The following is a 12,970-nucleotide window of genomic DNA, read 5'->3' as shown; positions in this document are numbered from 1 at the left end:
TTTTATCTTATTGAAGTATTCTTTGTTGTTTGAATAGGCTTGATTTCTTGTAATGGTTGATTATCCACTTTAACAGGCTTCTTATACGTATCACGGTATGTTGTAAACATTGAAACATTTATAAGTAGCCCCATAGAAATAAGGAGCAAAAGAATAGAAGAACCTCCGTAGCTTATAAACGGTAAAGGAACACCTGTAATCGGTAGCATTCCCGTTAACCCGCCTAAATTAATCATAGATTGAATGGCAATCATACTTGAAATACCAACGGCAAGCAAGGTACCAAAAGGATCTTGACATTTCCTTGCAATATAGAACCCTTTTATTACAATAAATGATAGTAGAATCAATACAAATAGGACTCCTAAAATTCCTAATTCCTCAGCAATGATAGACATTATAAAATCAGTATGTGATTCAGGTAAGTATCCATACTTTTGAACACTTTGTCCCAAACCTAATCCTGTCAAGCCACCGGAACCAATTGCATAAAGAGAATTTACAAGTTGATATCCAGCTCCCCCTTCGTTTCCGAAAGGATCTAGCACACCAGTAAAACGACTCATCTGTTCATCGCTAAAAAATCCTTTAAGAATGATATACGGCAGCATCAATAAGCAAAACAGCCCGAATAGAGATATTAGCTTTAACATACTTTTTATCGCCATTCCTGAGCAGACAATCATACAAATAGCAATCATCCCAATTATAAAAGCAGTTCCAAAATCAGGTTGAATGACAACAAAAAAGCAAATAAGTCCTGTGAAAATAAGCGGAGGAAGAACACCTCGTCCAAATTCATCTATATAAGACTGCTTCTTATCATAAACAGCTGCAAGATAAATGATTACACTTAGCTTCACAAACTCCCCAGGCTGAAGGCTGAAACCCCCCAACTTGATCCAACTTTGAGCGTTACCTGCTACATGCCCGATGAAAAATAAAGAGACTAAGAGTCCAATAGATCCAAAGACAATAAATTTCAAAATTTTACTATTTAAAAATGCTCTGTAAGGAAAAATCATCATTACAATAAATGCAAGACCGCCTCCAATAAGAGCCATTTTTTGCCTTTGAAAAAAATGATCTGGCTCAAAGCCATATCGTGCAACTGCTGTGATCATACTAGAACTATAAACCATAACAAGTCCAAATGAACATAACAGGATAACAGCCAATATTAATGAATAATCATATGATTTTATTATTTTTTTCATCATAATTATCTCTTCCTTACTTAAAAACATGAAGTAAATCTAGTTGTACCTTTATTTTACTATATCTTCGCTTTTTATAGAGGAAAATCCTTTAAAATCATCATATTTTTATCAATAAACTAAAAAAACTCAAACTATTACATGTGAGTTTGAGTTTTTAGTCAACTATTTTGTTGTAAATGCATCGTGTAATGCAGACAACTCTCTTTCAAGCGAATCAAGAAGTTCTTTTCCTTCACGTTCCTCAACTAAACCAAGCCTTACAGCGAAGTCTATTTCTCTAGATAAACCAAACATTTGTGTATCTAAAACCTCTTCATAAAGTGGACATTGAGGCATCGTTAAATTATCCATTTGAACCTTGATTAATTTCATGATTTTATCAGCATCTGCCTTAAGTACCGCAAGTGCCTTTTCTCGATGATTAACAGCAATCTCAGACGCCAATTTAATCCCTCCGTTTCCGAGCGATTACCCTATTCTATGTATTAATATTAAATCCATTGAAAGAAAAAAGCAAGGACAAACAGACTAAAGATTAAATAATCCTCTAAAATTTAAGCCTATTTGCTAATTCTTAAATATTATCATAATGGAATTAGATTTTTATAAGTTAAAGCCAATGTATTTTTACACAAATGATGTTCACTTTCGCAATGGAATTAATTGTAAACCTCATTGAAAGGATTGCTTTCTTAACATGTGACAAATTTTCCATAAAAGCTTATACTAGCGTTGTAAAGGGGTGTTCATAATGAATTCAATTATTATTATAAAAGGAAAGGTAAATTATCAAGTTACCTTAGATCCAGGAGTTTGGATTTTCGATGATAGAAAAGTTGATTTAACAACATATTTTCATACGGAACAGGAATCAAAAGATGAGTTAGAAGAGTATACGAAAGCGGTATCTAAACACTGGGAACGTGAAATTCGTGAAGGAGCTATTTACCCTCCAACACTTAAGACAGAACGTACATATGAAAAAGAAAAAATTTTGAACGGAACCTTTGGAATTCCTTTTAAACCCTTCCTTCAAAATGCAGAGACCCAAGATGATGCAAAAGAGGTTCAATTTATTACAAAAGATCAGAAATACATCGTTTCACTTGGAGATGCTTCAGAGATGATCTTAGGGTTTAGCAAGAAAGGAAAACCTCTTAAAGAAGATGGTCCTATTCACGTTTATTATGGTGATGGATCAAATGTTGATTCACCAATAAAACATGTAAAGGAAATTATAGTTTCTTAATGAGTTAAGAAAAGGGCTGATCAAAGCCCTTTTCTTTTTGACTAATTGTAGAGCACTATAGTAAGTCAGCCGCAAGCTGAGCTAACCCAGATCTTTCTCCTTTTACCAGCCTTACATGACCGGCTATAGGCTGATCTTTAAACTTTTCCACAACATAGGTTAGTCCATTATTATATTCATCTAAATAAGGATGATCTATTTGTTCAGGATCCCCCATTAGAACAATTTTACTTCTCTCACCAACACGCGTAAGAATTGTTTTCACTTCATGTTTTGTTAAATTTTGTGCTTCATCAATAATAATAATTTGCTCAGGTATACTTCTCCCACGAATATACGTTAAAGCTTCTACTTCAATTGACCCCATACCAGCTAATATCGCATCAAGCTCACCTGGCTTTTTGGTATTAAAGAGATATTCAAGGTTATCAAATATTGGCTGCATCCACGGTCTAAGCTTTTCTTCTTTCTCACCAGGTAAAAATCCTAAATCTTTTCCAACAGGTACGATCGGTCTTGCAACAAGTAACTTTTTGTAAGAACCAAGATCTTCAGTTTGCATAAGGCCTGCCGCTAAAGCAAGTAATGTTTTTCCAGTTCCTGCTTTTCCAATTAATGTAACTAAAGGCAAGTCCGTTCTAAGTAAAAGCTCCATAGCCATCGTTTGCTGAACATTTCTAGGTTTAATTCCCCAAATGTGGTCATGATCAAATACAAGTCTTTGGATTTTTTTACCTGAATGATCCACCTTACCAATCGCAGATGAAGAACCTCCAAGTGCATCTTTCATGATCACAAATTGATTTGGATAAAAAGGATGATTCGTTATTTCTGATAATATTAACTCATTTTTTTCATAAAAACGATTTAAATTTTCATTGCTAATATACAAGTCGAGAAAGCCTGAATAGATGTGATCAATTTCAACTACTCGATCACTTAAAAAATCCTCAGCTATTAAACCGATCGCATCAGCCTTTACTCGAACGAGCGTGTCCTTACTTACTAAAATAACTGCTCGGCCATTTTCTTTCGTTTGTTCCTCTAAAGATAAATTCTTTGCAACTGCAAGTATTCGGTTATCATTTGTTTTTTCAACAAAAATTTCTTGTAATTGGTGAAAAGACCGATGATTTAATTCTATCCTTAATGACCCACCATTTGGTAAAGGAATTTTCTCATGAAGTTTGCCTGTTTCTCTAAGCTGATCAATCAATTTTGAAACTTGTCTTGCATTTCTACCTATTTCATCCATATACCGCTTCTTTGAATCAACCTCTTCTAAAACCACTGCTGGAATTACTACTTCATTTTCTTCAAAAGAAAAAATTGAATTCGGATCTTGCAATAATACATTTGTGTCTAAAACATAAATCTTCCTCAAACCTCCGCCTCCTACTCCGTTCCTATTTTTTTATGGAGTTTATACAATTAGGTGGTGAAAAAAAGTCAAGCTGTGAATGAAGCGTTGCTAAAATATATGAAAGAATGAATAAAGATAGAAGGTTTATTAGACAATAAAATTAAAAAGCAGTAAAAAAACTTCTTTTCAACTGAAATTCTGATGTCAAATGAACAATTAAATTCAATGAATAACACTAAATTCTAAAAAATCTTAAGGAGTGATCTCATGAAATTCATTACAATTCTTTTGTTATCGTTCCTCATCATAACCGGTTGCAATCAAGACCAGGGTGCCAATGATACGCAAAAAAATGGCGGAAACGAAACACCAATAAATGTTAAAAACAGCGTAGAAGAGCATGTTGATCGTAAAACAGGACAAGAAATCTCAAAGCATCTTGTGGAGCTCGCAACTCAAATACCTGAAGTTAACGATGCAACAGCTGTTGTGCTTGGACAATTTGCAGTTATTGGTATTGACGTTAATTCAAAGCTTGATCGTAATAAAGTAGAAACAATAAAATATACAGTTGCAGAAAGCTTAATGCATGATCCATATGGAGCAAGAGCAATCGTCATTGCAGATGCAGATACAAACGTTAGACTACGTGAAATGGCCAACGAAATTCAGAAAGGACGACCAGTTGTTGGTATCTTAGACGAGTTAGCAGCCATTGTAGGACGTGTCGTACCAGAAGTACCGTCTGAAATCTTAGATAACCAGCAAAAACAACCAACAGAGCAAGGTAAAAATCAACTAAATGAGCAAGAAGAAAAGTCGTTAGAAAAAGTACAGCAAGATCAATCGAATGGTCATTTAAACGATAAGTAAATCAGTTACTTTTTTAAATTAAAACAAGACTGCCTGGAACAATTTATGAATACCTAATACGAGTTAGCGGTGTTAGGGTCATCTTGTTTCAAGCAGTCTTTTTTCTAATCCGACTATAATATATTCACTTTTCAATGATGTTTTTTTAAGGCCTCTAATACTTGTTTATCTAACTTTGATGCCGCTTTTTCATCATACGTTTTTTCATATTTTGGTTCGGCTGAAATTTTTGAACTAGAACATAACATCACGAACTTCGATTATAGATAGTTCAATTAAAGCAAGTTTCAGCGGAACTTCTTCCAACCTTCCCCCTTTAACATGTGCATTTCCGTTAATGGAGTATGTAGATTCGTTAGCGATTAAATTTAAAACAATTGCAGGATGTTTCTTTATATTGTCGATGATTCGTGAGCGTTCATCTACTGCTAATAATATTCGATTAGTTTCCGGAGCAAAAACCCAAGAAATGGCACTTATGTTTGGAGAACCCGTTTCATTATCAATTGTTGCCAAAGTTACATACCGCTCTTGCTGCAAAGCATTAAATAAGGGCTCAATTAACACTGGTTCAACTTTATTTGCCATCTGAATCCTCCCTTTCCATTTTATATACAAATATCATACCTTTTTTTCTAAAAGGTTCCAACTAAAAACATTCCTTCTCTATTCTTTTAAAGGCTTATGTTATAATATGACCAATAGAATTAGTAAAAGATATTAATATAATAAAGAGGTGCCAAATGAGAGTAAAGTGTGTTATCTGTGATACAGTGGAAAACATTGACGATGAAACATTAGTTGCAAAACGACTTAGAAACCGTCCAATTCATACATATATGTGTAATCCTTGTCAAAACAGAATTACAGAAAAAACAAATGAGCGAATTGCAACCGGTAAGTTTCGGCTTTATCAAGATAAAAAGACTGAAGACACCTGGTGAGAATTTTTCAAGGAGCCGTTACCGGACTTATAAGCGGAACAGTATTGGGCTTGTTTTTAAAATTAGTCGAAACAATAACAAATCTAAAGGTTTACACACTATTGCTAAATATTGATTTTATTTATATTGGTTATATTCCTGAAATCTTAGAATTTATTGTTCATCTAGCAGTATCTGTTATGATCGGTATAATCTTTGTTTTTTTAACTCATTTCCTTAAGCTAGTAAAGGTGAAGCAGCAAGTTCTTCTCTCATGTTTTTTAACTATACCAACTGTTTTTTTATATTTCCCTTTAACAATACTTTCCATAAAAGAAACACCTGAGTTACTTGACTTTACAGCTATACTTTGGTGGACATTAGGACACTTACTATACGCCTTAATCCTACCAATTCCACTACGACTTTTTAAATTAACCATAAAATAAAGGTTCTGACTTTTGTCAGAACCTTTATTTTACTTCTTCTGCTTCTTGTTTTTTTGACTGATATAGCCTGATTTTATAAATAATTAAAATAAGTGCTGCAACTACTAGACCTTCTGCAACTGGTAAAAATATTCCTAAAAATGTTAATACCGTACTACCAAAGGCTAAAAAGGTATAAATAACAGCCGATTTTAAAATTGGAAGTTTTTTAGCAAACCCAAGTTTGTAAACAAGAATCGATAAAAATAAGATTGTTAAATATAACATCCACATCCCAAGCTTCGGGTTATCGACAACTTGGTACAGGCTAGGAAAAAACGAAAGTCTTTCTGAAACATCCATCATGTCCCCTCCTCACAAGTTTACTTGCTAGTTACTAACTGTATAAAAACTCTAATTATATACTAACACATAAATTGTTACATCATTTTAGTAAATTGGAGTCTAGTTATGTTAGGTTACCATCCATCCACAAATTGAACTATGAACATTACTTTAAGTGAAAGGCTGATTCTACACAATAGAATCAGCCTTTCAAATTAGCTTTCAAATTACATGCCAGCTAGTTTTTTCTTTTTAGCTGCTTTTTCACGTTCATTTTTATCAAGAATTTTCTTTCTCAATCGAATCGATTCAGGAGTTAACTCACAATATTCATCATCATTTAAATACTCAAGGGCTTCTTCTAATGACATAATACGAGGTTTTTTCATTGTACTCGTTTGATCTTTAGTAGCAGAACGAATATTTGTTTGTTGTTTCATCTTACAAATATTAACAACAAGGTCATTTTCACGAGTGTGTTCTCCAACAATCATACCTTCATATACATCAACACCAGCTTCAACGAAGATCACTCCACGGTCCTCAACACCTTGAATACCGTAAGTTGTAGACTTGCCATTCTCCATTGAAACAAGAACACCTTGGCGACGTCCTCCTACTTTACCAGGTTGCATTGGCTGGTAGCTGTCGAATGTGTGGTTAATGATACCAAATCCACGAGTTAAAGACATGAACTCAGTTGAATATCCAATTAATCCTCGAGCAGGTACATTAAATATTAAACGTACTTGACCATTACCGTTATTTATCATATCAAGCATTTCACCTTTACGAGCTCCGATAGATTCCATAACAGAACCAGTGTGCTCTTCAGGAACATCAATTTGTACACGTTCTACTGGTTCACATCTTACTCCATCAATTTCCTTAACAATAACCTCTGGTTTGGATACTTGTAATTCATATCCTTCACGACGCATGTTTTCAATTAAGATTGATAAATGAAGCTCTCCACGACCAGAAACAACCCATGCATCTGGTGAATCTGTTGGATCAACACGTAAACTTACATCTGTTTGTAATTGAGCTAATAAACGCTCTTCAATTTTACGTGCTGTAACAAATTTACCTTCACGACCAGCAAACGGACTGTTATTTACAGCAAAAGTCATTTGTAATGTAGGCTCATCTATACGTAGAATAGGAAGAGCTTCCTGATGTTCAGCTGGACATACTGTCTCACCAACATTGATATCTTCCATACCTGATACTGCAACAAGGTCCCCTGCGACAGCTTGTTCTACTTCAACACGTTTTAATCCTTGGAAACCAAAAATCTTTGATACACGGAAGTTTTTAATTGAACCATCAACTTTCATTAATGAAACTTGTTGTCCAACCTTCATTGTTCCACGGAATACGCGTCCAATCCCGATACGACCTACGTAGTCATTGTAATCTAACAAAGCTACTTGGAATTGAAGAGGCTCTTCTTTGTTATCAACTGGTGCAGGAATATGATCTACAATAGCATCAAATAATGAAGCCATGTTTTCTTCTTGTTCAGCTGGGTCAGGACTTGTACTTGCTGTACCATTAATAGCTGAAGCAAACACTACCGGGAATTCTAATTGATCTTCATTTGCATCAAGCTCGATGAATAAATCTAACACTTCATCGACTACTTCTGATGGACGTGCAAAATCACGGTCAATCTTGTTTACGACAACAATCGGTGTTAAGTTTTGCTCTAATGCTTTCTTTAATACGAAGCGTGTTTGTGGCATACACCCTTCATAAGCATCAACAACAAGTAATACACCGTCAACCATTTTCATAATACGTTCAACTTCTCCACCGAAGTCAGCATGTCCTGGCGTATCCATAATGTTAATACGTTTGTCTTTATAGTTTATTGCTGTGTTTTTTGCAAGGATTGTAATTCCACGCTCACGCTCAAGGTCGTTTGAATCCATTGCACGTTCAGCAACTTGCTCGTTCGTACGGAATGTTCCAGACTGATGTAAAAGTTGGTCAACCAAAGTTGTTTTACCGTGGTCAACGTGGGCAATAATAGCAATGTTGCGAATATCATTTCGAAGTTTCACAATTTCATCTCCTAAAAATATATAATAACCAAAGAATGAGAGGCTATCTAAATGGTTTTAAAATGCTCATTCCTGTAGTATTCTGAGTTAATACTTTCATTATTTCAAAATCACCTTCGATATTATACCATAAACAATCTAGAAAAGCCGAATGATTTTAAGTAAACTATAAGAAGTAATCAAAAATTAGGCAAAGCCATGGTTGGGAGCTGTCATTTTTAATGAAACAAGGTAAATGGATTTTTCTTGTATTAGCTGTATTAGCAGCCCTTTTTATGATTGGAATTGGAGTGGCCGTTGGTGAACGAAGCATCCTGGGAATTATTTTAGCCATCATTGGTCTAAATGCTGTAATGGCTACTGGTTTTATTATGAAAAAAAGAATGAGAGAAAAAGGCTTAATATAAGATCCTCTCCTTTTCTCTAGAAATTAAAGAAACTCGCCACCTTCGGCGAGTTTTCTTTATAATGGCTTAACAGAGATCATAAATTTTTTATGAGTTGTATCATCCTCTTCAACCTTAAATTGCTCAAATCCACATTTCCCAAGAAATAGAAGCCAGGAATCTCTCTGAATAGGACACCCCGCAAATATTGCTTTATGGCCATTATCACTTAAAACCATTCCGATTTCATTCAGTATGGCTTTTCCATATCCTTTTCCTCTAAAGTTTTCATGAACAATAATCGTACCAATCCAAGGCTTCTCGTTAGCTGGAGACCATTCCAAAACATATGATATACCTATAAGGTGATTTTCATCCAACCATACCCTCCAATCACCGTTGTACATTTTGTATGATGATAGGTATTCAGTAATGTCTTCGACTTTACATTCTTCCTCTTGCCATTCTAGACTTGTCCTAACTAAATCCATGAAAAATGGATAATCACTAGTTTCAAGTATACGAGATGTTAATTTTGTCATTTTACCAAAAATTCTTTAAGGATATATTGATGTAATGATTGTTCACCAATAAAAAAGCTATTCTTATTTAATAGATCAAGTTTTTCTCCTGATAATGTTGATGCGTTTGCACCAACTTCCTCTAGCAGAACCAAACCCGCCGCAAAGTCCCAAGGTGCCAATCTCATCGTCATATAAGCATCTAAACGTCCCGCTGCAACATATGCACATTCAAGCGCTGCTGATCCATAAGACCTTGTACCACGTACCCTTTTAACAATAGGGGTAATTAATTGGTGATCGAACCGTTTATTCTCTGTTACCCACATCGGACTTACACTTAATATAGCTTGCTCGATTTTCACTTCATCACGTTTAGGCAAAGGTAACTCATTCATATAAGCACCCTCTCCTCTAAAAGCATGATAAAGCTCTTTATGTACAACATCATAGATTAACCCTATGTAACCAACACCATCTCCATATACTCCTACAGATATAGCGAAGTTTCTTTGCTGATGGACAAAATTCATCGTGCCATCAATTGGATCAATAATCCACACGACTCCGTCTAAACTTTCCACCTTATCACCATATCCCTCTTCACCAAGGATTTTGTGATCAGGGTAGGTTTCTTGAATTTTACTTATTAAATATTGTTCTACTTCTTTATCCATATTTGTAACCAAATCATTTGGGTTTGACTTGTACTGTATAGAAAGGGCAGAATCAAAAGAGTTTCTTATTAATTCACCGGCTTCTTCCACCCACTGTTTTGCCCTTTGATCTAATTCCTTCCAGTTCGTCATTAAGCAACCTCATTTCTATGTAATAAATCACCATTTCTATATTAAGCATACTGTATGGAATTAACGGAAATCAAGTATCTGACACTTTGTCGCGCAGATAAAAACGAACCTAACCTAAGGTTCGTTTGTAGATATTCTTCTCTACTAAGCTTGAAGTTTCATCCACTCTTTTCTTAACTTTTCTAGTTTTTGCTTACACTCTATTTTTTTCTTTTGATCTTTATTCTGCATAGCTTCGTAAAGGGAGGCTAATTCGTAATCGAGTTCGAGTCTTAACACCCCAATACGATTGTTAATCATTTTCTGACCACTCGTTTTAACTATTTGTTTCATTTTTTACCGCCCCTTTCATTTCATCTTTTTTATAACAAGGTAACCAACAAAGCGATTTCAAAGAATCATTTAATGTTTTAATAGTTTTTTTATATAATATGTGATCGTAAAAAAAGTTGGAACCAATTAGACAAAATTGTGTATTTACCTAATCTATACCACCAAATTATTTTTTAAAACTTTAAAAAGAGAGTATCAAGAATGTATGTTCGGGTAGTTTTAACTAGTAAATAATCAATCGTTTTTAAGGTAAACTTAAGGAAGACATATAACTGGGAAAGAGGACGGAAATTGTTTATAATAATTATAAATTAAAATTAGATATAAACTAGGAGGAACTTTGATCGATGAAGTTTAATGGGTTCACAAATGAAGATTTTGAAACATTTACAATAGATGGTCTGGATGAACGGATGGAAGCAATTCGAGGACGTATTCAACCAAAATTCCATGAGTTAGGACAAGCTTTAACAGATGATCTTGCTTCTTTGCTGCAAAAAGAAATGTTTTTACATATAGCAAAGCATGCAAGAAGAACGGTAAATCCACCTAAAGATACATGGTTGGCTATTGCGGATAATAAACGTGGATATAAACAGCATCCTCACTTTCAGGTTGGATTATTTGATGACCATCTTTTTATTTGGCTGGCATTTATTTATGAATTACCAAACAAGGAAAATATTGCAAAAAAATTCTTAGAACATCTTGATAAAGTTGTAGATATTACACCAGAAGAATACTATGTTTCTTTAGATCATACAAAGAAAGATGCTAAGCCACTTCAGGAAACTGATTTAAAAAAAGCTTTAGAAAGATTTAGAGATGTAAAAAAAGCGGAATTTCTTATTGGTCGTCATTTCCGAGCGGAAGACCCAATTGTACGAGACGGAGATAAGTTATATAAAGTCATTCGTGAAACATATGAGACATTACTTCCTCTTTATAAGCTGTCGTTCGATAAATAAAAAAAACAAATCGTTTGTGATAACAAAACGTCCAAAGTACTTTTACTACTTTGGACGTTTTGTTTCTTACATTTTCAATAAATGAACTTCTTCAGCATCTTTTGCTTTTTTGATCACGCGATAGGATGAATAACCGCTCACTTCTTCAAACTCATTGCATATTGTCTTTTCTTCCGCCTTGCTTGGCACAATCTCTTTAAATCTTCGATATGCTGTCATTAGTACTGTCCGATCGATTCCATTTTCATATGCTTTCTCAATACATTCAAAAAAATGAATCACATCAACTGTTTCTTCTGTGTTCCAGTCTAGAGAAATAGGATATTGATATTCCATGTATAATGCCTCACTTCCACTGTGTCTATGAACATTATGTCCATTCTTTACGGATTGTTTCTGCCTCTTTAGTAATTCGACTAACTAGCTCTTGTACAGAAGGTATGTCTGATATTAACCCCATTACTTGCCCTGCCCATGCAAACCCATCATTAATCTTACCATCATATATGTATCTTTTGTTAGCTCCTCCACTAATATAAGTTTTTAATTCTTCATACCCACCAGAATTCTTTTCAATTTCTAAGATTCTGTCTGTCCATTCATTAGCAATTGCCCGAGCAGGTGCTCCAAGTGACTTTTTAATAACAACTGTGCTGTTTTCATCTCCATTAATTAATGCTTTCTTATAAACAGGGTGTGCATGAATGCATTCTTTCGTAGCAATAAATCTAGTGCCCATTTCAATTCCTTCAGCTCCTAAGCTTAAAGCAGCCATTAGCCCTCTACCATCAGCAATCCCACCTGAAGCAATAACAGGTATTTTGACAGCGTCGACTACTTGAGGAACAAACACCATAGTACCTACATCTGTTCTTCCAAGATGTCCCCCGCCTTCTTGTCCTACTACCATTACAGCATCTGCACCCAACTCTTCTGCTTTGATTGCCTGCCGTTTTGCTGCTACTAAGACCAGTTTTTTTATTTCCGTGCCTTTAAGTAAATCAAAAATAGGACTGGGATTTCCACCTGTCATAGAGATCACTGGAACATCTTCCTCTATCGCTACTTGTACTAGCTCTTCATATCCTTTTCCATGTTGGCCGATTGCAAAATTCACGCCAAACGGTTTTGATGTTTTATCACGTATCTTTTTAATTTCATCACGAAGTGCATCAGTTGTTCCAAGTGACATAGCTGTAATTTGCCCTAACCCACCAGCATTTGAAACAGCTGCAGCTAAATCTGAATAGGCTAAATACGCTAACCCCCCCTGTATAATTGGATATTGAATCCCCAAAACATCAGTTACTCTTGTTCTCCAATTCATTTCTTCCCCTCCTTTATTAAATAACTATTCTAGACTTGCTAATTTCTCCCTTCTATCTTTTTATTTAATCTTTTCTGTTGACTGACTTTATTGATAGCGATATAATTCATTTGTTTTATGTCTAATAATAACGCAGATTTCGACATAAACTTATGT

At 34.7% G+C, this 12,970-nt stretch carries 16 protein-coding genes and 1 pseudogene; 6 read left to right on the top strand and 11 right to left on the bottom strand.

Features of this window, described 5'->3' with window-relative positions; all coding sequences use genetic code 11:
- Nucleotides 1-2 precede the first annotated feature (2 nt).
- Together LPC09_RS08920 and LPC09_RS08915 are read right to left on the bottom strand one after the other, a co-directional pair.
- A complete protein-coding gene (locus LPC09_RS08920; protein ID WP_098799402.1) occupies nucleotides 3-1,220 on the bottom strand; it encodes an FtsW/RodA/SpoVE family cell cycle protein in 1,218 nt (405 codons plus the stop codon).
- A gap of 162 nt (nucleotides 1,221-1,382) precedes the next feature.
- A complete protein-coding gene (locus LPC09_RS08915; RefSeq protein WP_098799401.1) occupies nucleotides 1,383-1,664 on the bottom strand; it encodes an Fpa/YlaN family protein in 282 nt (93 codons plus the stop codon).
- A 307-nt stretch (nucleotides 1,665-1,971) separates the two neighbouring features.
- On the opposite strand from LPC09_RS08915, the gene LPC09_RS08910 reads away from it, so the two are divergent.
- On the top strand, nucleotides 1,972-2,469 hold the full coding sequence (locus LPC09_RS08910) for a hypothetical protein (protein ID WP_098799400.1): 498 nt from the start codon (nucleotides 1,972-1,974) through the stop codon (nucleotides 2,467-2,469).
- A 55-nt stretch (nucleotides 2,470-2,524) separates the two neighbouring features.
- On the opposite strand, the gene LPC09_RS08905 is transcribed toward LPC09_RS08910, so the two are convergent.
- Entirely contained in the window at nucleotides 2,525-3,853 is a 1,329-nt protein-coding gene (locus LPC09_RS08905) for a PhoH family protein (protein WP_098799399.1), read from the bottom strand.
- 246 nt (nucleotides 3,854-4,099) lie between these two features.
- On the opposite strand from LPC09_RS08905, the gene LPC09_RS08900 reads away from it, so the two are divergent.
- Nucleotides 4,100-4,705 (top strand): YhcN/YlaJ family sporulation lipoprotein, encoded by a 606-nt coding sequence (locus LPC09_RS08900; RefSeq protein ID WP_098799398.1) that lies wholly within the window; start codon nucleotides 4,100-4,102, stop codon nucleotides 4,703-4,705.
- A gap of 131 nt (nucleotides 4,706-4,836) precedes the next feature.
- Here LPC09_RS08900 and LPC09_RS08895 read toward each other — a convergent pair.
- A pseudogene (locus LPC09_RS08895) lies at nucleotides 4,837-5,293 on the bottom strand (pyridoxamine 5'-phosphate oxidase family protein).
- Between the two features lie 155 nt (nucleotides 5,294-5,448).
- Between LPC09_RS08895 and LPC09_RS08890 the strand changes: the two are divergent.
- Nucleotides 5,449-5,649 carry a YlaI family protein gene (locus LPC09_RS08890; RefSeq protein ID WP_098799396.1) on the top strand — a complete coding sequence of 67 codons (201 nt, stop codon included), beginning with the start codon at nucleotides 5,449-5,451 and terminating at the stop codon, nucleotides 5,647-5,649.
- Nucleotides 5,646-6,077 carry a hypothetical protein gene (locus LPC09_RS08885; RefSeq protein WP_231309447.1) on the top strand — a complete coding sequence of 144 codons (432 nt, stop codon included), beginning with the start codon at nucleotides 5,646-5,648 and terminating at the stop codon, nucleotides 6,075-6,077. Before LPC09_RS08890 ends, LPC09_RS08885 begins: the two co-directional genes overlap by 4 nt.
- Nucleotides 6,078-6,101: 24 nt before the next feature.
- On the opposite strand, the gene LPC09_RS08880 is transcribed toward LPC09_RS08885, so the two are convergent.
- Complete coding sequence (locus LPC09_RS08880) at nucleotides 6,102-6,422, bottom strand: YlaH-like family protein (RefSeq protein WP_231309446.1); 321 nt, start codon at nucleotides 6,420-6,422, stop codon at nucleotides 6,102-6,104.
- A gap of 206 nt (nucleotides 6,423-6,628) precedes the next feature.
- Entirely contained in the window at nucleotides 6,629-8,470 is a 1,842-nt protein-coding gene (gene typA / locus LPC09_RS08875; protein ID WP_098799393.1) for a translational GTPase TypA, read from the bottom strand.
- 221 nt (nucleotides 8,471-8,691) lie between these two features.
- Here typA and LPC09_RS08870 point away from each other — a divergent pair, with 221 nt between their 5' ends.
- Nucleotides 8,692-8,877 (top strand): DUF5325 family protein, encoded by a 186-nt coding sequence (locus LPC09_RS08870; protein WP_098799392.1) that lies wholly within the window; start codon nucleotides 8,692-8,694, stop codon nucleotides 8,875-8,877.
- Nucleotides 8,878-8,933: 56 nt separating this feature from the next.
- Here LPC09_RS08870 and LPC09_RS08865 read toward each other — a convergent pair whose 3' ends face one another.
- From LPC09_RS08865 to LPC09_RS08855, 3 genes are all read right to left on the bottom strand, one after another.
- Nucleotides 8,934-9,398, bottom strand: a complete 465-nt coding sequence (locus tag LPC09_RS08865; RefSeq protein ID WP_098799391.1) for a GNAT family N-acetyltransferase — start codon at nucleotides 9,396-9,398, stop codon at nucleotides 8,934-8,936.
- Nucleotides 9,395-10,186, bottom strand: a complete 792-nt coding sequence (locus tag LPC09_RS08860; protein ID WP_098799390.1) for an inositol monophosphatase family protein — start codon at nucleotides 10,184-10,186, stop codon at nucleotides 9,395-9,397. The genes LPC09_RS08865 and LPC09_RS08860 overlap by 4 nt, the downstream gene beginning before the upstream one ends.
- Nucleotides 10,187-10,330: 144 nt before the next feature.
- Nucleotides 10,331-10,519, bottom strand: coding sequence for a hypothetical protein (locus LPC09_RS08855; protein ID WP_098799389.1), 189 nt, complete (start codon nucleotides 10,517-10,519; stop codon nucleotides 10,331-10,333).
- 347 nt (nucleotides 10,520-10,866) lie between these two features.
- On the opposite strand from LPC09_RS08855, the gene LPC09_RS08850 reads away from it, so the two are divergent.
- Complete coding sequence (locus LPC09_RS08850) at nucleotides 10,867-11,487, top strand: YktB family protein (protein ID WP_231309445.1); 621 nt, start codon at nucleotides 10,867-10,869, stop codon at nucleotides 11,485-11,487.
- Between the two features lie 66 nt (nucleotides 11,488-11,553).
- On the opposite strand, the gene LPC09_RS08845 is transcribed toward LPC09_RS08850, so the two are convergent.
- Nucleotides 11,554-11,823, bottom strand: a complete 270-nt coding sequence (locus LPC09_RS08845; protein WP_098799387.1) for a UPF0223 family protein — start codon at nucleotides 11,821-11,823, stop codon at nucleotides 11,554-11,556.
- A gap of 34 nt (nucleotides 11,824-11,857) precedes the next feature.
- A complete protein-coding gene (locus tag LPC09_RS08840; protein WP_231309444.1) occupies nucleotides 11,858-12,814 on the bottom strand; it encodes an NAD(P)H-dependent flavin oxidoreductase in 957 nt (318 codons plus the stop codon).
- Between the last annotated feature and the right edge of the window lie 156 nt (nucleotides 12,815-12,970).

Source organism: Metabacillus sp. B2-18, from assembly GCF_021117275.1.
Lineage (GTDB): Bacteria > Bacillota > Bacilli > Bacillales > Bacillaceae > Metabacillus.
This window is presented reverse-complemented; position numbering and strand designations above follow the sequence as displayed.

What these genes read in the sequence shown, in the direction of transcription:
- LPC09_RS08920 (WP_098799402.1), bottom strand. Translation starts at nt 1,220, where the DNA reads ATGATGAAAAAAATAATAAAATCATATGATTATTCATTAATATTGGCT.
- LPC09_RS08910 (WP_098799400.1), top strand. Translation starts at nt 1,972, where the DNA reads ATGAATTCAATTATTATTATAAAAGGAAAGGTAAATTATCAAGTTACC.
- LPC09_RS08900 (WP_098799398.1), top strand. Translation starts at nt 4,100, where the DNA reads ATGAAATTCATTACAATTCTTTTGTTATCGTTCCTCATCATAACCGGT.
- LPC09_RS08890 (WP_098799396.1), top strand. Translation starts at nt 5,449, where the DNA reads ATGAGAGTAAAGTGTGTTATCTGTGATACAGTGGAAAACATTGACGAT.
- LPC09_RS08880 (WP_231309446.1), bottom strand. Translation starts at nt 6,422, where the DNA reads ATGATGGATGTTTCAGAAAGACTTTCGTTTTTTCCTAGCCTGTACCAA.
- LPC09_RS08870 (WP_098799392.1), top strand. Translation starts at nt 8,692, where the DNA reads ATGAAACAAGGTAAATGGATTTTTCTTGTATTAGCTGTATTAGCAGCC.
- LPC09_RS08865 (WP_098799391.1), bottom strand. Translation starts at nt 9,398, where the DNA reads ATGACAAAATTAACATCTCGTATACTTGAAACTAGTGATTATCCATTT.
- LPC09_RS08860 (WP_098799390.1), bottom strand. Translation starts at nt 10,186, where the DNA reads ATGACGAACTGGAAGGAATTAGATCAAAGGGCAAAACAGTGGGTGGAA.
- LPC09_RS08855 (WP_098799389.1), bottom strand. Translation starts at nt 10,519, where the DNA reads ATGAAACAAATAGTTAAAACGAGTGGTCAGAAAATGATTAACAATCGT.
- LPC09_RS08850 (WP_231309445.1), top strand. Translation starts at nt 10,867, where the DNA reads ATGAAGTTTAATGGGTTCACAAATGAAGATTTTGAAACATTTACAATA.
- LPC09_RS08845 (WP_098799387.1), bottom strand. Translation starts at nt 11,823, where the DNA reads ATGGAATATCAATATCCTATTTCTCTAGACTGGAACACAGAAGAAACA.
- LPC09_RS08840 (WP_231309444.1), bottom strand. Translation starts at nt 12,814, where the DNA reads ATGAATTGGAGAACAAGAGTAACTGATGTTTTGGGGATTCAATATCCA.